Raw genomic sequence first — 21530 nt, 5'->3', positions numbered from 1 at the left:
ACCGGCCGCCGGCCGCGGCGTCTTCCCGCGGCCGGCGGGCCGCCGCGGCTCGCCCGGATCGCTACGGCGTGCGGGTGAAGGAGCGGCGGTAGGAGCGGGGTGGCACTCCGCGGCGGCGCACGAACTGTTCACGCAGGACGGCCGCGCTCCCGTACCCGACCCGGCGGGCGATCTCCTCGACCGGTAGGTCCGTGGTCTCCAGGAGCTCCTCGGCGCTGCTCAGTCGCAGGCTCCGCAGCCAGGCGTGCGGGGTGGTACCGGTCGCGGCGGCGAAGCGGCGGGCGAAGGACCGTTTGCTCATCATGGCGCGCCGGGCGAGTTCGGCGACGGGAAGCGGCGCGTGGAGGTGCTCGCGGGCCCAGGCGATCACCTCGGTCAGGCGCTCGTCCTGGACGTCCTCGGGAACGGGGGCGGCCAGGTACTGGGCCTGCCCGCCGTCCCGGTGGGAGGGCAGCACCATGTCGCGGGCGACGGCGTTGGCCATCGCGGCCCCGTACTCCCGCCTCAGCAGATGCAGGCACAGATCGAAGCCGGCTGCTGCTCCCGCCCCCGTGGTGATTCGCCCTTCGTCGATGTACAGGGCGTCGGGTTCGACGACGATTTCCGGGTGGCGCCGGGCCAGCAGTTCGGCGAACCGCCAGTGCGTGGTGGCCCGTCGGCCGTCGAGCAGCCCGGCGGCGGCGAGCGCGAACGTGCCGACGCAGTGGGCGGCGACCAGCGCGCCGCCCTCGTGTGCGGCCGACAGCGCGTCGAGCGCAGCGGGAGCCAGTGGCGTGCGGAAGCCGGCCCACGGCAGGGCGATCACCAGGTCGGCGGTGGCCAGCCTCTCCAGACCGTGCTCGATCATGAGCGGCACGCCGAGGTCGGTGGGCACCGGGCCGGGCCGGTCGGCGCACAGGGCGAAGTCGAAGCCGGGCAACCCCTCCCCATGCGGGCCGAACACCTCGGTGACGATGCCGAGGGCGAGCATGCCGACACCAGCCGGGACGTACGCGGCAACGGTCACAAAAGGCGGCACGGGAGCAGTCTCGCACGTCTGGCACGAAACCTGCGATCAACGGCAGAAGTGCCACTCGTGAGCGGTCCGCCCGCCCGGAAGTATTGAAGCCATGACAGACGCACCGCTCGGCCGCAGCGCCGCATACACGATTCTGACCACGGGCTACACGGGCTCCACCGGCCCCGGGGTGGCCGCCACCGTCTCCTACATATCGGACGCCGGCCTCCATGTGATCTTCGACCCGGGCATGGTGGCCGATCGCGACCGCATCCTCGGCCCGCTCGCGGAGTTGGGGCTCGGCCCGGACGACATCACCGACGTGGTGCTCAGCCACCACCACCCGGACAACACCATGAACGTGGGCCTGTTCGGACGGGCCCGGGTCCACGACCACAAGGTGGAGTACCGCGGCGACCAATGGAAGAACCGGGACGCGGAGGGGTACGAACTCACCCCGGCTCTGCGGCTGATCCGCACACCGGGGCACAGCGCCGAGGACATCACGCTGCTGGCCGGTACGGACTCGGGTGTGGTGGCGTTCGCAGGCGACCTGTGGTGGCACTCGGACGGCCCCGCGGACGACCCCGTGGCCCCGGACCGCGAGGTGCTGCGCACCTCGCGGCTCCGGGTCCTGGCCGCCGCGGATCTGATCGTGCCCGGCCACGGCGGCCCGTTCACGTCCGACGACACCGCGCCGCGCTAGGCGTTCTGCCACGGTGTCCTGGGTGACGTCAGGACGTCAGGAGCTTGTGAGGATGACGAGTTGCTGGGTCGCCCGGGTCATCGCAACATAGCGGTCGACAGCTCCTTCGATGTCCTTGCCGAACGCCTCGGGGTCGATGAGCACGACCAGATCGAACTCGAGCCCCTTCGACAGCTCCGGGGTCAGCGACCGGACGCGGGACGTCGCCCGGAACGTTGGATCGCCGATGACGCAGGCGATGCCGTCGGCATGGGCGGCGAGCCACGTGTCGAGGACCGAGTCCAGATCCGCGACGGACCCGTGGACGACGGGGATGCCGCTGCTGCGGATCGAGGTCGGTACGTTGGCGTCCGGGAGCGCTGCGCGGATGACCAGTTCGGCTTCCGCCATGACCTCCTCCGGTGTCCGGTAGTTGATGCTCAGGGAGGCCACGTCGATCCGGTCGAGACCGGCCCGCTCCAGCCGCTCCTGCCACGATTCGGTGAACCCGTGCCTGGCCTGGGCGCGGTCCCCGACGATGGTGAAGCTCCGGGACGGGCAGCGCTGCAGCAGCATCTGCCATTCGGCGTCGGTCAGTTCCTGTGCCTCGTCCACGATGACGTGGGCGAACGGGCCGGCGAGCAGGTCCGGTTCGGTGCCGGGCAGTGCGCTCTCGTCGATCAGGGTGTCCTGCAGGTCCTGTCCGTGCAGCATCCCCACCGCGCCTTCGCTCTCGTCGATGAGGACGTTCTGCAGCAGGCTGTCGATGGCGTCGGACCTGCGGGCACGTTCGGCGGCGACGGAGGCCTCGTGCCGACGCTTGCGTGCCGACGCCTCCGCGTCGCCGAGCCGTTGCCGGGCCGCGTCCAGGAGCGGCAGGTCGGACACCGTCCAGGCCTGAGGTGCGTCCTTGCGCTGCAGTTTGCGGACGTCATCCGGGCCGAGCCACGGAGCGCACCTGCGCAGGTAGGCGGGGACCGACCACAGGTCGCCGACGAGGTCGGTCGCTTCGACCATCGGCCACGCCCGGTGCAGGGCCTTGATCAGTTCCCGGTTCTGCAGCAGCGACCTCCTCAGCAGCTCGGGCGAGGCGTCGCTGTCGTCCTTGCCCGTCAGGATCGTGACCAGCTCCTCCCGGATCTGGTCATGTGCCTCGTTGTGCGGAGTGCCCGGTTCCACCGCGTCGAACGCCGTCGCCCAGTCGGCGGGGCTCAGCCAGAGATCGGACCAGTGGGTCTCGACCTCCATCCCTTCGGTGGGCGGCTCCTCATAGATGCCGATGGCCGGCTCGATCGCCTTCACCAGGTCCGCGGACGACTTCAGCAGGGCCACGTCCGGGTCGGTCTCGACCACCGCTCCGGCTCCCTCGGTGACGAGGTCGCGCAAGGTGCAGGTCTGCACGCCCTCCTCGCCGAGGCTGGGCAGGACGTCGGCGACGTAGGCCAGGTAGGGCTGGTGCGGACCGACGAACAGCACGCCGCCCCGACGGTGACCGAGGCGGGGGTCGGAGTAGAGGAGGTGGGCGGCGCGGTGCAGGGCGACGACGGTCTTGCCCGTACCCGGACCGCCGTCGACGACGAGCGTGCCGCGGGATCCCGCCCGGATGATGGCGTCCTGGTCGGACTGGATGGTGGCGAGCACGTCCCGCATCCGGGCCGACCGGTTGCCGCCGAGGCTGGCGATGAAGGCGGACTGGTCGTCGAGCGCGGCGTGCCCTTCGAGCCCGTCCGCGGTGAACACCTCGTCCCAGTAGTCGCTGATCCGGCCGCGAGCCCAGCGGTACCGGCGACGGCTCATCAGGCCCATCGGGTTGGCATGAGTCGCCGCGAAGAACGGCTCGGCGGCGGGGGAGCGCCAGTCGAGCAGCAGCCGACGACCCGTGCTGTCGGTGAGGCCGAGCCGTCCGATGTACACCGGCTCGGGGGCGTCCGCGCTGACGATGTGGCCGAGGCACAGGTCAAGACCGAAGCGGCGCAGGGTGCGCAGGCGGCTGGTCAGCCGGTGGACCTCCATGTCCCGGTCCATGCCCTGCCGGCCGATGCCACCGGGTGCCTTGAGTTCGGCATCGAGGCGGTCGGAGAGTTCGGCGATCGTCTGCTCCAGGCTCTCCGCGATGGCCGCGAAGTGCCGCTCGTCGCCGGCGATGAGCGTCGGGTCGGCCTTGGGGGCGATCTCGTCGGGGAGTTCGAACGCGCTGGTGGTCACGGGGTTCATGTCAGCGGCTCCGAACCGAGGTCGTTACTACGAAGTCCGGCGGCGCGCACACCCGCACCTCGGTGCTGAGCGCCCGCAACCGCGGTGTGAGTCCCAACAGCGGCTCGACATCACCGCACGACCCATGAATCGACAACACAAAACGCACTTCGTGAATCTCCCATTCCCGCAGCTTCTGGCCTCGGCCAGCGATTCTGCAGCACGACCGGGGCCTTGCCGCAAGCCCCCCGGTGCGCTATAAGTTGAGAGTGGCAAGGGACGGGTCTTCTCCCTTGCCTTTTTTGTGCGCTGTGGCCGGACAAGTCCTTCGCGAGACGACGTGACGTGCTGACTCACATGTGACTCCGGGCCGATGCGGCGAGCCGGTTGCCCGGGGAGGGCCGGCTCGGCCCGCCGGGTGAGGGTCGTTGGGCATCGGGTGCGGTCAGCGGGCCAGTAGGTCGTCCAGTTCGGCTGTGAAGAGCAGGCCGGGGTCGAATCCCATTCCGGTGAAGTGCCCGGCGAGCTCCAGGGACAGGACGCCGTGCAGCCGGGTCCAGAAGGTCAGGGCCCGGTGGAGGACGGCGGGCGGGGCCGGGTGGTCGTTCGCCCACTGCCGGTGGTCTTCGAGGTGCGTGTCGAACGGTGTCGCGGGGCTGTCCAGGGGCAGCGCGCCGCAGGCGTCGAGCACGGTCGTCATGGTCGCGGACGCGATCGCGGTGATGTCGTCGGGTGCGTGGTAGCCGGGGACCGGTGTGCCGTAGACGAGGAAGTACCGCTGGGAGTCCTCCAGTGCCCATCCGCGCAGGGCGAGCGCCAGCGTGGCCGCGTCGGGACCGGACTGCGACGCTGCGCGGAGCGTGTCGGCGAGGCTCTGGTATGCGTCCCTGATGAGTTCGGTGATCAGCTCGTCGCGGCCGGCGAAGTATCGGTAGAGCGCGGGTCCGCTCATGCCCAACTGCTTGGAGATCGCGTTGAGGGAGAGCGCGGTCGCGCCAGACGTGGCGATCTGCTCCCACGCGTGCTTCTTGATGTCCGCACGCACCTGGGCGCGGTAGCGCTCGCGCGGGGTCGTCGTGCCCGTTTCCGTCATGGCCTGCCATCCGTCCCGCACTGTCGCAGTTACATACTCATCGTTTAGTTAGAACCTATCACGAACGCTCTTGACTCTACCCATTCGCTTGCGTTACAACTTCTAACGAACACGAAAACATGTAACCGACGAAACGCAGTGGAGGTCGTCATGAACGCCGAAGGACTCGTCGAGGTGGTTCTGCCGGGCAAGGTGGAGCCGGAAGGGCTGCAGATCCGGCACGGAGTCGTCCCCGCCGCGGGCCCCGGCCAGGTTCTGATCCGGATGGAGGCCACCGGGGTCTCCTTCGCCGAGCAGCAGATGCGCCGCGGCCGGTACTACGACCAGCCGGCATTCCCCTTCGTGCCCGGCTACGACCTGGTCGGCACCGTCCTCGCGACCGGTGAGGGTGTCGAGGCGACCCTGATCGGCACCCGGGTGGCCGCACTGGTCAAGGTCGGCGGCTGGGCCAGCCACGTGCTCGTCGACGCGGCGGACACCGTGCCGGTGCCTGACGGAGTGGACGCGTCGCAGGCGGAGACCGTCGTGGTCAACGGCATCACCGCCTGGCAGATGCTGCACCGCAAGGCACGCATCCGTTCGGGGCAGACGATTGTGGTGCACGGCGCCAACGGCGGTGTCGGCTCGGTCCTGGTCCAACTTGCCCACGCCGCAGGCGTGAAGGTGATCGGCACGGCCTCCGCGCGCCACCACGACGCCCTGCGGGAACGCGGCGTCACCCCCATCGACTACCGCACCGAGAACGTTGCCGCACGGGTCCGCGAGCTCGCCCCCGGCGGAGTGGACGCCGTCTTCGACCACGTCGGCGGCCGAAGCGCGGTCGACTCCTGGAGCCTCCTCGCGCCCGGCGGCACGCTCGTCGCCTACGGCAGCGCCTCCACCCGGGACGACGAGGGATCCAAGCAGTTGCCGGTGCTCAAGCTGCTCGGCCGGGTGTGGCTGTGGAACGCGCTGCCCAACCGCCGCAGCGCCTACTTCTTCAACGTCTGGGCCGGGCGGGCGCTGACCAAGAACCGGTTCCGGGCCCGGCTGCGTGCCGACCTCACCGAGGTCTTCGCAGCACTCCAGCGCGGCGATGTCAGCGCCCAGATCGCCGCCCAACTGCCGCTCGCCCGCGCCGCCGACGCTCTGCGGCTGGCCGAATCCGGCAACGTCGCCGGAAAGATCGTACTGAACCCCTAGCGCATCCCGTCCGCAGCCGCTGACCACACGCCCTTGTCCCGCCACCGGAAACACGAGGACCTGCCATGACCGCCACTTCCGTCATCAAGCGCCACCGGGCGCGCCTGCTCATCCCCGCGGCGATCGCCGCCCTGGCCTTCACCGCCACGACCGCCGCCGCGGACACCTCACCGACAACAACCGTGGCCGAGCAGACAGCCGCCGACCGGCACCACGGGGCGGCCGTGAAGAAGCCGAAGGCGATGCTCGACGCATGGCTCCGCCTCTGGAACGGCGATTTCACCCAGGCGCCGCGCATCATCTCTCCCGGCCTCCGGGTCCACGCCGCCCTGCTCGACGGGGGTGACGGCAGCTCCATCCGAGGCATCGACGGCCTGGTGGCCTGGATCACCCAGACGCGCGCGGCGTTCCCGGACCTGCACTTCGCCGTGGAGGTCGACCCTCTGGTCGACGGCCGCTACGGATCCGTGCGTTGGAAGGCCACCGGCACCTACGCCGGCGGCTTCCCCGGCGCCAAGGCTGCACCTGGCACCGTTGTCACCTTCACCGGTACCGACACACTTCGCATACAGGACGGCAAGTTCGCGGAGTACTGGGTCAATACCGACACTCTGCAATGGCTCACCCAGTTGCAGGCACTCTGAACCACGCACCAGAAACGGCTGACGTCCGGATTCGCCTCCGGATTCACGCCCAGTAGGCGGACATTTTCAGTGTTTCCGCAAGGGCGAGCCACAGCGCCTTCCCGAATGCCGCATTCGGGATGTTGCAGAAATCCCCTTCGGCGCATCCCGAGGGATTGTTTTCCCAGGCACGTACGCCCATGACATGGAACCCAAATGTCTGCCAGAACGAGAAGCGAATGTGCAGTCCCTCTCCCAGGGAGTGGCCCGGTAGAGAGACGATCTGGAAGTAGTCACTCCCGACGGCCTCGACCGTGACCGGGTTGTCGCCCAGAAGCACGCATCGCTGACCCTGGTCGATGGTGCCGAGACAGTCGTTTCCGCTGACGGGGAAGAGCCAGAAGTTCGTCGCCAGCTGACTGCGGATGTCGCGCGGGGTGACGAAGGGGTGGAACCCAAGAAAGTAGCCGTATTGGTAGAGCGGTTTCCCTTCCGATGCATTCGCGGGAGCGGCTTTCCATTCCTTCGGCATCGTCGGCGCGGCCCCCACGGCGGTGCCCACCGTCATCGCGAAACAGAGGGCAAGGGTGACGGAACGTGCCGTGAACCGGGTTTCTGGAAACGCATGCGAACGCCGCCCGCGTCCGTTACGTCTGCCGGGAGGTGAGCGCCTGCGAAGAACAAATCGACCCATGGCGTGCCTCCCTGCTCAGTGCGGTGAACGGGCAGCCCGCCATGGCGGACGCCGTCACGTTCATCCTGCGTGAAGTGATCGTCCGCTGCCAGGCGGACGCCGGAGCGATGTCGGCGACCCGATGGAGTCAACGCCGCGAGTGGAAGCGCCTACCTGCTGCTGCTCGCGGTGTTCGTGCTCACCTCGACGCTCGGCCAGTTCATCAGCAACATGGCCACCACCCTGATCCGCACGCCGATCGCCGTCTCAGCAGCCCGGGACGCCGGGATCTCCGTCCAACCGATGCTGATGTGCGTGGCCGTCGCCGCAGCGGCCGCGCTGCTCACCCCGGTGGCGACCGCCGCCAATCTGATGGTCATGGGCCCGGGCGGCTACCGCTTCGGCGACTACTGAAAGTTCGGCGCCCCCATCCTGCTGTGGGGACTCGCGGTGACCCTGGCCGTGGCCGCTCGCCTGGGAGTTCTAGGCGTGGGCCGAGGTGTCCAACTCGCGCTTCAGGTTGCGCAGCGTCCTGTCGATGTTGCGGACCTGGAACGCGGCGAAGGTATGGCCGCCCGTGGCGATACGGTCGAAGGTGTTGGCCACGAAGGTGGGCCACGAGCGGCGGTCGTCCGTCCAGGTCTCCGTCACCTTGGTGCCGGTGCCCGTGTCCTCGAAGCGGTACTCCCAGGAGGCGATGGGGGCGGACAGACGGGGACGGCGCAGCCCTATCGCGTGGACGCGGAAGGCGAAGAGGCGGCCGGGATCGGAGGCGGTCACCGTGCAGCGGGTGGTCCAGCGGAAGGGACCGCGCCTGTTGTGCCCTTCGAAGACGAGACCGACACCAGCGCACTCGTCGTCGCCCGGGAGGGTCGCACCGAGGTTCTCGGGGCTCCACCGCCCCATCTGCGCGGGCCGGCTGACCTGCTCGTACACGGTCGACGCGGCGGCCTCGATCAGGATGCTGCGGGACACGGTGAACGTACGGGCCATGGGAACTCCATTCCTCGGACCACGACCCTACTAGCCAGTAGCGACAGTGTCACCGGTGCCTGGCGTGCACGTTGGGTCCGCTGAACGGAACAGGGCACGACACCCGGTCCCGGGCCTACCGAGCTGGATGTGGCAGGGGGCAGCCGGGAAATACGGTCGACAGGCGAGTCCGCGATGCACTGTGATTGCTGCAACCGCCCGCCGCACGGTGCGGGCCGACGCAGGGGCTGCTCTTGGTAACCGAGAGGACCGCGAACGCCCGTCCGGCGATCGATGTGGCCCTGGTCAGACATCTGGTCGATGCGCAGTTCCCGCAGTGGGCCGAGCTGCCTCTGAAGTTGCTCGACCCGGCCGGTTCGGACCATGCGATCTATCGGCTGGGCGAGGAGCTGTCCGTCCGGCTGCCCCGCCATGCCGGGGCCATCGGGCAGGCGGAGAAGGAGTTCGAGTGGCTGCCCCGGCTCGCCCCGCACCTGCCGCTGGCCATCCCCGTACCGGTGGGGGTGGGTGAGCCCGGCTTCGGCTATCCGTGGCCGTGGGCGGTGTCCGGCTGGTTGGACGGAGAGGTGGCGACCGTCGAGGCATTGGCCGGCTCGTCCGGAGTGGCCGTCGAGCTGGCGGAGTTTCTGACCGCCCTTCAGCAGTTCGCGCCCGCGGACTTCCCGGTCGGGGACATCCGAGAGGCCCTCACCGACCGGCCGCTTGCCGATCGGGACCGCGCGACGCGGGCCGCCATCGCGGAGGTCGACGGCGTGTTCGACGCCGCGGCCATGACCGAGCTGTGGGACGCGGCGCTGGCCGCGCCCGGATGGGATCGCCCTGCGGTCTGGTTCCACGGTGACTTCCACACCGGCAACCTGCTGACCGTCGACGGCCGTCTCAGTGCGGTCATCGACTTCGGCAGCCTCGGCATCGGCGACCCGGCCTGTGACCTGACCATCGCCTTCACCCTGATGTCGGCCGGGAGCCGGGCTGCCTTCAGGGCCGCCCTCGGCGTGGACGACGCCACCTGGGCCCGGGGCCGCGGCTGGGCCCTGACCACCGCTCTGAACGCCTACACCTCCTACGCCGCCGTCAACTCCCGGGTCGCGGCGCAGACCACCCGGCAGATCGCCGAGGCTCTCATCGGGTGAGCAGCCCGGTCGAGTGATGGACGTGTGAAGTCATGTGGCGGACAGGCTCCGGGTTGCGACAAGGAGCGGAACAAGCTCGGATCAATGACGGACCAGGCAGAACGGGTGCCCTGCCGGATCGGCATAGATGCGCCAGCTCCGCCCGTCGGAACCGTCGTCCAATATCGTCGCTCCGCAGGCCAGCACCTGCTCCTGGGCCCGGTCCAGGTCCGCAACACCGAAATCCAGATGGAACTGCTGGGGCCGGGACGGGTCGGGCCACAGCGGCGGCCGGTACTCCGCCGCGCGCTGGAAGGCGAGGACGAGACCGGACGGCGTGTGCAGCGTCGCCCATCCATCGCCAAGTGCCCACCGCTTGTCCTGCTGGTTGACGGTCCCACCGAGCACCGACTGGTAGAACGCGGCAAGTTCCGCGGGATCCGAGCAGTCCAGCACCACGCATTGCAGGTCAGCGATCATGGGCAGATCCTAAGCGGCCTCGATAGTGCCCCGGCCCTCGGTACCGAAGATCGCAGGAACGGAACCTGGTGTCGAAGCTCCAGAAGAGGAAGTACATCGTCGGCGCCTGCGCGGGAAGCAACGACCCGTCACGTGCCGGCCGGCCAGGACGACACCGCTCGGTGGCGCATTCGGCGTTCCTGAATTCTCCGGCCGGCCCGACTACCGTGACAGACCGTGCCTCTGCGCCGGTGGTGGCGGCGGAGCCGGACCGAATGAAGGCAGCAGCGATGAGCCCCGACCGTGCGAACAGGGCCACTCAGGCGGCGGCGCGCTACTACGGCACGAGTGACGTCGACGCCTTCTACGACACGGTGTGGGGCGGCGAGGACATCCACACCGGCGTCTACGCCCACGAGCACGAAGCGGTCGCCGTCGCCTCCCGCCGCACAGTGCAACTGGCCGCGGCGAAGGTCACCGGACGTGTCGGTCCCTGCTGCACGGTGCTGGACCTGGGCTCGGGATACGGCGGGCCGGCCCACTGACTGCGCCTCACCGCGGAAACCACACAGCGTGCCGAGGAACTCCGGCATCTGATCAGCCCCGATTACCTGGAGGGGCTCCTGAGCAACCTGCCGCTCTGGGTGGATGCCTGCCGTAAAGGTCTGACCAGCTGGGCATCTTTCACGGCCGTCGCGCCTGAGCTTGTCCTGATCGTTCACGCGTGGGTCCGATCCGGTCCATCGCAAGGAGGCGCTACGTCGCGGGTACGGGACGCCCCCGGCCTGCTGAGCGTCGGCCGAAGACGGCGAAGTCGCCGGCGAATGCGCAGATGAGCCACTCGGGGTCCGATACGGCCAATGCCAAGCACGGCGCCGGCACTTGGAGAGCTGCCACTTGAGCAGGTCCCAGATCCGCACGGTGTTGTCCTCGGAGCCGGTGACGGCGACGGGCCGCCCGTCCAGGATGGTGCACGCCACCGCTGTCACCGTATCCGCATGGCCGGTGAGGGGCCGACCGAGCGGTTGGCCGTTGGCCAGGTCCCAGATCCGTACGGTGCTGTCTGCGGAGCCGGTGACGGCGACGGGTCGTCCGTTCACGACGGTGCACGCCACCGCCTCCACCCATCGGGTGTGGCCGGTGAGGGGCGGGCCGATGGGTTGGCCGGCGCTCAGGTCCCAGATCCTCAGGGTGTTGTCTCCGGAGCCGGTGACGGCCAGGGGCCGCCCGTTTACGACGGTGCACGCCACCGCCTGCACCCATCGGGTGTGGCCGGTGAGGGGCCTTCCGTTGGGTTGGCCGGTGGCGAGGTCCCAGACCCGGATCGTGCGGTCGACGGAACTGGTGACGGCGACAGATCGCCCGTCCACTACGGTGCACGTCACCGCTCGCAACTCTCTGGTGTGCCCGGTGAGGGGTCGTCCGATGGGTTGGCCCGTGGCGAGGTCCCAGATCCGCACCGTGTGGTCGATGGAGCCGGTGACCGCGACAGGTCGCCCGTCCAGGACAGTGCATGCCAGCGCCCGTAGCTCTTCGGTGTGGCCGGTGAGTGGCTCGCCGATGGGTTGAGCGGTGGTCAGGTCCCAGATGCGGACGGTGCGGTCGTCGGCGCCGGTGACGGCAATGGGTCTGCCGTCCAGGGTGGTGCAGGCCAGTGCCCTCACCCAAAGGGTGTGGCCGGTGGGGGATCGGCCGTTGACCTGGGTGGTGGTGAGGTCCCAGACCCGCACGGTGCGGTCCCAGGAGCCGGTGACAGCGATGGGTTGTCCGTTCAGGACGGCGCACGCCACCGCCCCCACCCACACGGTGTGGCCGGTGAGAGGCTGACCGACGGGTTGGCCCGTGGTCAGATCCCAGACGCGCACGGTGCGGTCGTTCCCGCCACTCACGGCAACCGGCCGCCCGTCCAGAACGGTGCACGTCAGCGCGAGCAACCCGCTGGTGTGGCCGGTCAGGGGACTGCCGACAGGTTCGCCGGTGGCGAGGTCCCAGACCCGCACCGTGCAGTCGATGGAGCCGGTGACGGCGACGGGCCGTCCGTCCAGCACGGTGCACGCCACCGCCATGACCGAGTCGGAGTGGCCGGAGAGGGGACGGCCGATCGGTTGGCCCGTGGTCAGGTCCCAGATGCGCACGGTGTGGTCGTAGGAGCTGGTCACGGCGACAGGTCGCCCGTCCAGGAGGGTGCACGCCACTGCTGTGACCGTGTCGGTGTGGCCGGTGAGGGGACGGCCGACGGGTTGGCCTGTGGTCAGGTCCCAGACCCGCACCGTACGGTCCCAGGAGCCGGTGACAGCGACGGGTCGCCCGTCCAGGACGGTGCAGGCCACCGCCCACACCGTGTCGGTGTGGCCGACCAAGGCCCGGCTCAGAGGTTGGCCGGTGCTCAGGTCCCACACGCGCACGGTGCGGTCGTCGGAACCGGTCACGGCGACGGGGCGCCCGTCCAGAACGGTGCACGCCACCGCCTTGACCGTGTCGGTGTGGCCGCTGAAGGGTTGCCCGATCGGTTGACCGGTGGCCAGGTCCCAGACTCGCGCGGCGTCTCCGCAGCCGGCCACGGCGATGGGCCGTGCGTCCAGGACGGTGCACGCCACGGCCATCACCGCGTCGGTGTGATCGGTGAGTGTGTTGCGCAAGGCGGAGGAGACCGTCGTGCCGGTGGCGTGCAGGGGAATCCAGGTTCCCGCGTGGGCCCGGCTGTTGAGGGATGCGAGGAGCGCCGGGGCTCCGTAGCGGGCGGCGTCAAGGGCCAGGATCTGGCGCCGCTGTTCAGGGGAGGCATGACGGTGGGCGCCGATGGAACTGCGGTGGACGGCAGCGGTGAGTCGGGCGGGTTCGGTCTGCGCGGTGTGCAGGTGGCGGGCGAGTGCGTCGGGGTCAGCGTGGACGAGGTACTCGGCGTCGGCCAGGAGTTCGTCGAGGATCCCGCCCTCGGCGGCGTGGTCGGCCAGGTAACGCCGGGTGTAGGGGTGGGCGCGGGCCCAGTCGGGAATGCCGTCGGAGCCGTAGGGGACGTGCTCGGTGAGGGTACGGGCGATGGCGGCATGGACAGCGGCCCCGTCCGCTCCTTCCCGCAGATGCTCGACGAGGGCCTGGTGGTAGAGGCGGTAGGCGGAGCGGTCGTCCTCGACGGCCTCGACGATGTATGACCCGGCGTGTTCGCGGAGCCAGGCGATGTCCGCGTCGCCGTACGTGCGGCCGTTGATGCTGCCGGCGAGGTCCGCCCACAGGTCCTCCCAGGGCAGCCCCTGACCCTGGGCGTAGGCCAGCGGGCGCAGGAGGTCCGCGGCGCGGGCGGCGTCGGGCCCCAGGCGGGTGGCGAGGTCATTGGCCATGGCCTGGTCGGCGTGGCGCGGCAGGCTGCGGCGCCACTGCGGATCGTGCGGGTCGGGGAGGTCGGGCAGAGCGGCCAGGGTTCCGGCGGCCAGGCGGGCGACCAGGAACGAACGGCCGGCTGCTTCGGCGACCGCATCGGCCACCGCCTGGGTGAGGTGTCGGGGACAGGTGCGGTAGGGCGAGGCGGGGTGGGCCAGTAGCAGGTTGCGCACGGTGTAGGTGCGTACCGCCTCCGGGTCGGCGTAGCGCTCGTCATCGAGGTCGACCTGCTGGTCGCGGTCCAGTCCCAGGCGGGGCAGCAGGTGCGGACGGGTGCCGATGAGCAGGCGGACGCGGCCGCGGGCGTGGTCGATCAAGGGGCGCAGAACGCCGGTGCACAGGGTGTCCGGCGTGGCGGCCTCGTCCAGGCCGTCGATCAGGACGGTCAGCGGACCGGGGCGGCTGACCGGGCCGGTCAGCCCGGTCAGGAGTTCCCCGACGGTGTCGGCGCGGATCTTGGCGCGGGCGGCCAGGGCAGCCAGGACCTGCTGGTCCGTCAGGTTCTGTGCGTAGACGGCGATATCGATCAGCCGAGCCGCTTCGACCGTGGTCCGGCTCAGGCTCAGGGAGTCCGCGGGTACGGTGCGGCGCACTTCCGGGTGAGCCAGTGCGGCGAGGATGCCCAGGACGGCGGTCTTGCCGGACCCGGGCCCGGCGGTGACCGCGAGCGCGGGTCGCCCTGGCAGGGGCTCGTTTCCTTCGGTGAGCCAGGCGGTGATCTCGGTGAGAGCGGCGCGCCGCCCGGCGAACCACCAGCCCTTGCCCGGCCCGGTGTAGCCCATGGCCCGTACCAGCAGCCGCGTGTTCAACTCGATGTCGCGCCGGTCGGCCTGGAGCTGCCGGGCGGCCTCCTGCTGGACCGCCAGGTCCACATCGGTCAGCTGCGGGTCGTGGCGCAGGTTGGGGAGGAACGCCGGGGCCTGCCCGGTCAGACCGACCTGGGTCAGTCCGACGCGCTGGTGCCCGCCGGCGGCGTTCATCCGTTGGACCACGGCCTCCAGGGCCAGGGCGCGCGGCCCGTGTCCGGCGGTGGCCTCGTCGGTGACCGCCTGGCGCAGCCTCGTGGCGAAGGCCCCGGTGGCGGCCTGTTCGAGCGGCTGCGCGGAGGAGAGGATCACCAGGCCGGAGCCGGGCGATGCCCCCCAGCGCCGGCTCATGCGCTCCAGCGCGGCGGCGGTGATCTCGTTGCCGCCCTGCCCCGAGTAGCAGGTGTCCAGCATCAGCAGCAGCCGGCGAACCCGGGTGCCGGCCAGCATCTTGCGGGCCAGCACTTCGGTGGGCAGAGCGTCGGCGATGTCCTCGGGGTCGGTGTCATGGGTCAGCAGGACATGGCCCCCGCCCTGGTCCTCGTCCAGGACCTCGCCGTGGCCGGCCACGTAGACCGCGAGCAGGTCGTCCTCACGGCGCTCGGTGGACTTGCAGAACGCCCGCAGCCGCTCGGTGAGCTGTTGCTCGGTGGGGTCCAGGCCCAGTTCGCTGACGTGCTGGTAGCCGAACCTGCCGGTGAAGAGGTCGACGACCTCCTGCCGCGCCTCGACCAACCCCGGACGGTCCCAGACCGGGGCGTTCTTGTAGCGGGCGACGGCGGTGGCGATCAGAAACCGCCGCGGCTGCGCCTCAGCGCCCATCCAGACCCCCGGCGATCGCCGCCCCGGTCATCGCGTCGGTCAGATACGAGGCGGCGTCGTGCGCGTGCGCACCGTTGATCACCACCGCCGAGCGCAGCTGCGGCCCGAACAGCGGTCGCAGGTCCTCCACCAGCGCCACCACGTCACCGCGGTCCGCGACGTTGGTCCACACCAGCCCCGGCCCGCCCGGCCAGCGGCCCGGCTCGGGGACCAGCCGCTGGTGGACCATCGGTATCCCCAGTGGCGAGCCCAGGGTCACCAGCGCCCGCACCCGGTGCCCGGGCAGGGCGCACAGGGCCTCGTAAGCCACGACCGACCCCAGCGAATGCGCCACCACCACCCGGGTGTCCTCGCCGATGAGTGCGGTCACCCGCTGCATCGCGGCCTGGCGCAGGTCCGGGTCGGTGAGGTAGCGGCGGACCTGTTTCAGGTCAAACACCAGTGCCCGCAGTGCCAGGTCGGAGAAGAAGGGGAAGGCCGCCAGCGCGCGCAGCGCGGCCTGCACCGAGCGCGGGGTCCGGGCCAGGGTGTCGGCGCCCGGCGGCACCACACGATCGTCCGCCCGCGCCGCGGCCTGCCACCACGCGAACAGCAGCTCCTCCTCGAACCCCTCTTCCACGTCCTCGGCCGTGTACCGGGGATCGCCGACCGCGAGCAGGCTCCCGGCGGGTCTGAACAGGTCCCCGTAGAAGCCCATCGCCACATCACCCGCCTCCGGCACCGGACGGCCGGCGCGACGTACTCCGTCGCACAACCCCGGAAGCCAGTCCTTCAGCAGGCTGTCCTCGCCCATGGCCTGCTTGCCGACGCCATGCACCGCCACCACCAGAGCCACGGTCAACTCCCCGCCTCGCCGGGCCACTTGCCATGCCCGCCCACTCTAGGACGCCGGCGACGACTCCCACCGACCATCCGGACGATGCGCCTGACCCAAGGCCACGGCGGTGCCTCCGGCTGCTGGGCTGCGCCAAGGGAGCAGGAGGAGTGCCTCCGTCGCGGGAATGCCTGCGTAGCTCATCGGGTGATGGGCGCTGCGGCGCTCGTGCACCGTGTGGGGGAACAGGTGACCAAACCGATCAGGAATCGAGAAGCGCCGGCCACCGAGCCGGAACTAGCGTGACCACTATGTCTTCCATCGAATCAGTCACTCTCGACGTGGCCGACCCCACGGCCGCCCACCACTTCTACTCCGCCGCCTTCGGCCTGGACACCCAGGTGCGCCTGCGTGCCTCGGAGGCACCCACGACCGGATTCCGCGGGTTCACGCTCTCACTCACGGTGTCCCAGCCGGCCACCGTCAAGGGCCTCATCGACGCCGCCGTCGACGCCGGTGCCACGCCGCTGAAGCCTGTCTCGAAGTCGCTCTGGGGCCACGGCGGCGTCGTGCAGGCCCCGGACGGGACGATCTGGAAGGTCGCGACCTCCGCGAAGAAGGACACCGGCCCGGCCACCCGTGACATCGACGACATCGTGCTCCTGCTGGGAGTCGAGGACATGGTCGCGAGCAAGCGGTTCTACCTGGACCGTGGCCTCACCGTGGCGAAGAGCTTCGGCCGCAAGTACGTCGAGTTCGCCACTCCGTCCAGTCCCGTCAAACTGGCCCTTTACGGGCGCCGCGCCCTCGCCAAGGACGCCTGCGTCCCGTCCGACGGCACCGGATCGCACCGGCTCACGATCGGCACCGATGGCGGACCTTTCACCGACCCGGACGGGTTTGCATGGGAGGCCGCATCGCAGTGAGCCGGGCGGCGCAGCACACCCCACGACGTGCATCTCATTGACCGGGCGGGAGCTGCTTGTCTTCACCGCTACGTTGTTCGCATGGATCAGGATCAAGAGCAGGAGTGTGCCGGCGCTCGACAGCTCTACGAGGCGCTGCTCGACCACACCGGTCCGGACGCGCAGTCGGCGGTCGTGGATCCCTGGCTGCGTCAGGCCGAGGCCGGATACCGCTCCGAGCTGGCGGAAGCCGCTGGCAGCCTCGGCCGACCGATCCTTGACGGGTCTGCCGCGATGCGGCAGGAACTTATCTGGGAACTGTATGCACTCAGCAGGGTCAGCGACATGCTGCTGTGCGCCTTCCAGCCGCCCGCCGACACCATGGGAGACGATCCCTGGGACCCGCGCGACCACTGGCCGGCCCTGACGATGGACCAGTATCGACAGCTGTTCAGTCGTCTGGGGATGGTGCCGTTCGAAGAGACCGCGGTCTTCGACCCGTTCCTCCACGAGATCGTGGATGTCGAGCAGGCCGCAGACCCCGACGAGCCTCTGCAGGTCACCGAGGTCGTCTGGCCGGGGCTGTGGCTGGGCCCGCTGCTGTTCAGCCGCTCCGGCGTGCGGGTCCGCGCCGGGGTCCGCCACGCCGAGCGTGGCGTGGCCGATCGCTCCCCGCTCTACTGGACCTTCCGGCGCCGCCATCGGCCCACGGTCGACCAGTCCCTGGGCTGGGGCCACAACTCCCAATGGCGCACCGACTTCCGCCTCGACTGTCGCACCGCAGCGGTCCAGCATGTCCACGTGGGCGGATACGCCGACATCGACAGCACCGACGGGGAGCTCGACCCCGCCGGCGCACTGCTGACGCCGACCGAGCGGCGTGAACTCATGCGGCACCGCTGCCTGTTGCGCACACCGGTCAACTCCGACGCTCTCGCCACGATTTCCTCCTGGCAGTCGGAGCTCTACCCGTTCGAATGGCAACTGCCCGCTTCAGAGGCTGAATCCCTGGCCTGATCAATTCCTCGGCTCCGTCCGGATCAGCCCCGGTTTCGGATGGCCGTGACGTCGATGGCGCGAGTGTTCCTTCCTGGAGAGGCCTCTGCCGCACCGCGGTTTGGCACGACACCATATTCGCCCGTCGGGACTTCTGGTCAACTTTGTCACTACGCGATACATCGCTGGCAGATTCATGCCCGCACCGGGATTCTTTCAGCAGGCCACCGCCCCGGCCACGCTCCGCTTGTCGTCGCCGCAAGGGCAAGTACTCCGGTGTGTATGCGCACTCGTCGCGGCTACTCCAACGGGAGCCCGGACGACCATCGGCCGGCGGTACGCGGCCGCATCGTGAGGCGGGCGCGGCAGCAGCCTGCTGTGACCTGTCCGATCCCGCTCTTCGACCTGTCGGCTGAGGGAGCATGATGACTCATCACATGTCGCAACCGCATGGACGCCCAGTCCTGCCGGGCCCGTTGCTCACCGACTACCTGCGCCACTGGGCTCACTTCACACCGGCCGAACCGTCGTTCTCCTTCGTCCAATACGCCGATGACCACCTCCGTGGGCAGCGCCACTCCCTGACCTGGTCGCGGTTGCACCGCCATGTCCGTGCGGTGGCCGCGGTCATTGAGCAGAGCATCGGGTGCTCGGGCCCCGTCGCCATCCTGGCCCCCCAAGGGCTGCAGTACGTCGTCGGATTCCTCGCCTGCCTCTACACCGGGGCCATCGCGGTTCCGCTCTTCCCCCCGGATCTGCACGGCCATGGAGACCGGCTGGCAGCCATCCTGGACGACTGCCGGCCCAAACTCGTACTGACGACCCAGGAGTACCAGCAGCAGGTCGAGGAGCTCCTCGAACGCCGTGGGGGCACGGTTCCCCAGCTGGAGGTCATCGAGCAGGCCCCGGAGGTCAGCGCCGGCTGGTCACCGCCGCGCCCGGACCCGGGGGACCTTGCCTATCTGCAGTACACCTCCGGTTCCACCCGCGCCCCCGCCGGTGTGATGGTCAGTCATCGCAATGTGGTCGCCAACGCCAATCAGGCCATGGCTGCCTACACGGTCTCCGACGGTCCGAGCCATTCCGTCGGCTGGCTGCCGCTCTTCCAGGACATGGGCCTCGTCCTGTCCGTCGCCGCGCCCGTCGTCGCCGGCATCACCTCGGTACTCATGGACCCGGTTTCGTTCCTGGTGCAACCCGTCCGCTGGCTGCATCTGCTCGCTGAACGGCCCGGCGCCATCAGCGCCGCACCGAACTTCGCCTACGACTACTGCGTGGACGGCGTCGACTCCGAGGTCAAACGCTCCCTGCGCCTCGATCAGGTCAAAGCGCTGATCAACAGCAGCGAACTGGTGAGGCCACACACCCTGGACCGGTTCACCGCCGCGTTCGCCGAATGCGGGTTGCGCCCGGAAGTCCTGTGCCCCTCCTACGGGTTGGCCGAGGTCACTGTGCTGGTCGCGGCCGCCGACCCCAGGCGACCCCACCGCACCATCTCCGTTGACCGCACCGCGCTGACGGAGAACCGCCTGGTGTTCTCGGAGCTGCCCGACGCCCAGCGTCTGGTCTCCTGCGGTCCTCCCGTGAACCAACGCGTGCTGATCGCGGATCCCTTGCTCGGCACGGAGTGCGCACCGGGAACCGTCGGTGAGATCCGCGTCCAAGGACCCAACGTCACGTACGGCTACTGGGGGTGGGAGAAGCTGAGCCGTGCCACCCCCCATGTGGAGATCCCCACCGTGGACAGCGCCGCCGGTACCCCGCCCGGTGGAGCACCGTGGCTGAGCACCGGAGATCTCGGGTGCCTGTACGGGGGTGAGCTCGTGGTCACCGGCCGCCTCAAGGACCTCATTGTCATCGACGGCCGCAATCACTACCCACAGGATCTGGAGGAGGCCGTCCACTGCGCACATCCGGGTGTCCGCCACGACCGGGTAGCGGCCTTCACCATCGACGACCAGCGAGGCCCGTTCCTGGTCGTACTGGCCGAGCGGGAACGCACCGCACCGCCCATCGACCCGCTCATCATCGAGCACGCGGTGCGCTCCGCACTCTGGGCGCGCTTCGGCCTGTTCCTGGCCGGCTTCCGCATCGTGCCGTCGGGCCGGATTCCCCGGACTTCCAGCGGCAAGATATCCCGGCGCGCCTGCCGGAAGCTCTACCTCCTCGGCCGCTTCGGTGAGTCCGCGCAGCCGCAAGGCAGCATCTGAGTCCCTCAAGTCTTGGCGATGAGGCCATCGCGGTCATCAGCGTCCCCTGGATCACCGCTCGCGAGGCGGCTGCCGCCGTCGGCCAGGTCGGCGTTGCTCCGGGCGGTCACACGCCGACACCACGACTCGCGGCCAGGGCGGTGAACAGCGTGTCGAGGGCGGTCGGGTAGGTGTGTTCGGACGGCGCGGCGAAGCCGATCAGCAGGCCTTGGGGGCGGTCGGCGGAGTCGTGGTGGAGTTCGGTGAGCCCGCGCAGTGCGACGCCGTGGTCGGCGCAGCGGGTCAGGAGTTGGTGTTCGGTGGGGCCGTCGGAGGGGAGGGTGAGGAGGGTGTGCAGGCCGGCGGGGACGCCGTGGGGGGTGAGGCCGGGGGTGGCGGCCACCCGGTCGAGGAGGAGTTCGCGTCGGCGGCGGTAGCGCAGGCGGGTGGCGCGCACGTGGCGGTCGTAGGCGTGGGTGGTGATCAGGTCGGCCAGGACGAGTTGGCCTAGCGTCTCGGTGTACAGGTCGGCTGCCTGTTTGGCTTGCACCACGGGTGCCACGAGGTGGGGTGGTGGGACGATCCAGCCCAGGCGGAGGGCGGGGCCGAGGGTCTTGGACGCGGTGCCGCAGTAGAGGACCTGGTCGGGGGCGATGCCCTGGAGGGCGCCGATGGGTTGGCGGTCGTAGCGGTACTCGCCGTCGTAGTCGTCCTCGATGATCAGGCCGCCGGTGGTTCGGGCCCATGTGCACAGTTTCTGGCGGCGGGCCGGATGCAGCGGGACGCCCGTCGGGTACTGGTGCGAAGGGGTGAGGATCGCAGCCCCGACGTGCGATGTCAGTGCCTCCACGCGGGCGCCGTGGGCGTCGACGCGCAGGGGGAGGGTGGTGAGCCCGGCGTGCTGGACGACTGCGCGAAAGACGTTGTGGCCCGGGTCCTCGACGGCTGCGGTGGCGGTACCGGCTGCGACCAGCACGCCGCAGAGCAGGCCAAGGCCCTGGTAGTACCCGGAGGTGATCACTATGCGCTCCGGGGTGGCGATGACCCCGCGGGTGCGGCCCAGGTACTCGGCGAGCGCGTTGCGCAGCTCGATGCGGCCCTGCGGGTCGCCGGCGCCGAACACGTCGGGGCGGGCGCGGGTCAGAACCCGGCGGGTGGCGGCGAGCCAGGCTCGGGTGGGGAACGCGCTGACGTCGGGGAGCCCTGGGCGGAGGTCGTGGCGGGGGATCGCGGGTGTGGCTGCGGGGCGCCCGGGGGCCGGGGTGTGTTGCGGCGTGTCGGCGACGGTCGTCCCCGATCCCGGGCGGGTGGTCAGGTGGCCCTCCTCGACCAGTTGGTCGTAGGCGGCGCTGACGGTGCCACGCGCGATCCCGAGTTCCTGGGCCAGCCCGCGAGTTGACGGCAGGAGCGTCCCGGCGGGCAGGCGCCCCTGCCGGATCGCGGTCCGGAGCGCGGACTCCAGGCCGGCGCGCCGCCCACCGGCGGCGTCGAGGTCGATGTGGAGGTCGAGCCGCGAACTGGACCAAGAATTCGGCATGAGACTGGATCTTAATCCTGGTCCGATGCCCCTCTAAGTTCGAGGTGCGCGCTCGCGCCGGGCCAGGACTCCT

Annotated in this window: 16 protein-coding genes and 1 pseudogene; 8 read left to right on the top strand and 9 right to left on the bottom strand. The window is 70.1% G+C overall.

All coding sequences use genetic code 11. The annotated features are described in order from the left end of the window. Positions 1–61: 61 nt before the first annotated feature. Complete coding sequence (locus AC07DC_RS00435) at positions 62–970, bottom strand: GlxA family transcriptional regulator (RefSeq protein WP_478912550.1); 909 nt, start codon at positions 968–970, stop codon at positions 62–64. Between the two features lie 139 nt (positions 971–1109). Between AC07DC_RS00435 and AC07DC_RS00430 the strand changes: the two genes are divergently transcribed. Next, positions 1110–1703 (top strand): MBL fold metallo-hydrolase, encoded by a 594-nt coding sequence (locus AC07DC_RS00430; RefSeq protein WP_478910416.1) that lies wholly within the window; start codon positions 1110–1112, stop codon positions 1701–1703. Positions 1704–1739: 36 nt separating this feature from the next. Here the strand turns inward: AC07DC_RS00430 and helR are convergent, their stop codons facing one another. After that, complete coding sequence (gene helR / locus AC07DC_RS00425) at positions 1740–3896, bottom strand: RNA polymerase recycling motor ATPase HelR (RefSeq protein ID WP_478910414.1); 2157 nt, start codon at positions 3894–3896, stop codon at positions 1740–1742. 424 nt (positions 3897–4320) lie between these two features. Beyond that, on the bottom strand, positions 4321–4968 hold the full coding sequence (locus AC07DC_RS00420) for a TetR/AcrR family transcriptional regulator (RefSeq protein ID WP_478910412.1): 648 nt from the start codon (positions 4966–4968) through the stop codon (positions 4321–4323). A 150-nt stretch (positions 4969–5118) separates the two neighbouring features. On the opposite strand from AC07DC_RS00420, the gene AC07DC_RS00415 reads away from it, so the two are divergent. Both AC07DC_RS00415 and AC07DC_RS00410 read left to right on the top strand, forming a co-directional pair. Next, positions 5119–6150 (top strand): medium chain dehydrogenase/reductase family protein, encoded by a 1032-nt coding sequence (locus AC07DC_RS00415; protein ID WP_478910410.1) that lies wholly within the window; start codon positions 5119–5121, stop codon positions 6148–6150. Between the two features lie 65 nt (positions 6151–6215). Further along, on the top strand, positions 6216–6794 hold the full coding sequence (locus tag AC07DC_RS00410; protein WP_478910408.1) for an ester cyclase: 579 nt from the start codon (positions 6216–6218) through the stop codon (positions 6792–6794). A gap of 43 nt (positions 6795–6837) precedes the next feature. Here AC07DC_RS00410 and AC07DC_RS00405 read toward each other — a convergent pair whose 3' ends face one another. Next, positions 6838–7341, bottom strand: a complete 504-nt coding sequence (locus AC07DC_RS00405) for a hypothetical protein (protein ID WP_478910407.1) — start codon at positions 7339–7341, stop codon at positions 6838–6840. 270 nt (positions 7342–7611) lie between these two features. Here AC07DC_RS00405 and AC07DC_RS00400 point away from each other — a divergent pair. After that, positions 7612–7860, top strand: a pseudogene (locus AC07DC_RS00400) (SLC13 family permease); the annotation flags it as partial. A gap of 69 nt (positions 7861–7929) precedes the next feature. On the opposite strand, the gene AC07DC_RS00395 reads toward AC07DC_RS00400, so the two are convergent. Continuing rightward, positions 7930–8439, bottom strand: coding sequence for an SRPBCC family protein (locus AC07DC_RS00395; protein ID WP_478910405.1), 510 nt, complete (start codon positions 8437–8439; stop codon positions 7930–7932). 233 nt (positions 8440–8672) lie between these two features. Between AC07DC_RS00395 and AC07DC_RS00390 the strand changes: the two genes are divergently transcribed. Then, entirely contained in the window at positions 8673–9572 is a 900-nt protein-coding gene (locus AC07DC_RS00390) for an aminoglycoside phosphotransferase family protein (protein ID WP_478910403.1), read from the top strand. An 81-nt stretch (positions 9573–9653) separates the two neighbouring features. On the opposite strand, the gene AC07DC_RS00385 is transcribed toward AC07DC_RS00390, so the two are convergent. The 3 genes from AC07DC_RS00385 to AC07DC_RS00375 form a co-directional block, all read right to left on the bottom strand. Further along, on the bottom strand, positions 9654–10031 hold the full coding sequence (locus tag AC07DC_RS00385) for a VOC family protein (RefSeq protein ID WP_478910401.1): 378 nt from the start codon (positions 10029–10031) through the stop codon (positions 9654–9656). A 128-nt stretch (positions 10032–10159) separates the two neighbouring features. Then, positions 10160–15016 (bottom strand): caspase family protein, encoded by a 4857-nt coding sequence (locus AC07DC_RS00380; RefSeq protein ID WP_478910399.1) that lies wholly within the window; start codon positions 15014–15016, stop codon positions 10160–10162. Next, positions 15006–15851 (bottom strand): lipase family protein, encoded by an 846-nt coding sequence (locus tag AC07DC_RS00375; protein ID WP_478910397.1) that lies wholly within the window; start codon positions 15849–15851, stop codon positions 15006–15008. The genes AC07DC_RS00380 and AC07DC_RS00375 overlap by 11 nt, the downstream gene beginning before the upstream one ends. A 290-nt stretch (positions 15852–16141) precedes the next feature. On the opposite strand from AC07DC_RS00375, the gene AC07DC_RS00370 reads away from it, so the two are divergent. The 3 genes from AC07DC_RS00370 to AC07DC_RS00360 all read left to right on the top strand — a co-directional run bounded on the left by AC07DC_RS00370 (position 16142) and on the right by AC07DC_RS00360 (position 19941). Then, positions 16142–16756 carry a glyoxalase gene (locus AC07DC_RS00370; RefSeq protein WP_478910396.1) on the top strand — a complete coding sequence of 205 codons (615 nt, stop codon included), beginning with the start codon at positions 16142–16144 and terminating at the stop codon, positions 16754–16756. 81 nt (positions 16757–16837) lie between these two features. Beyond that, positions 16838–17752 (top strand): hypothetical protein, encoded by a 915-nt coding sequence (locus AC07DC_RS00365; protein ID WP_478910394.1) that lies wholly within the window; start codon positions 16838–16840, stop codon positions 17750–17752. Between the two features lie 416 nt (positions 17753–18168). Beyond that, the gene (locus AC07DC_RS00360) at positions 18169–19941 is read left to right on the top strand and encodes a fatty acyl-AMP ligase (protein WP_478910392.1); all 1773 of its coding nucleotides are present in this window, start codon (positions 18169–18171) and stop codon (positions 19939–19941) included. A gap of 106 nt (positions 19942–20047) precedes the next feature. Here the strand turns inward: AC07DC_RS00360 and pdxR are convergent, their stop codons facing one another. Beyond that, on the bottom strand, positions 20048–21457 hold the full coding sequence (gene pdxR, locus AC07DC_RS00355; protein WP_478910391.1) for a MocR-like pyridoxine biosynthesis transcription factor PdxR: 1410 nt from the start codon (positions 21455–21457) through the stop codon (positions 20048–20050). Positions 21458–21530: the final 73 nt, after the last annotated feature.

The organism is Streptomyces sp. NPDC045021, assembly GCF_056432645.1.
The sequence above is the reverse complement of the archived record's forward strand: the minus strand, read 5'-3'. Positions and strand labels throughout refer to the sequence as shown.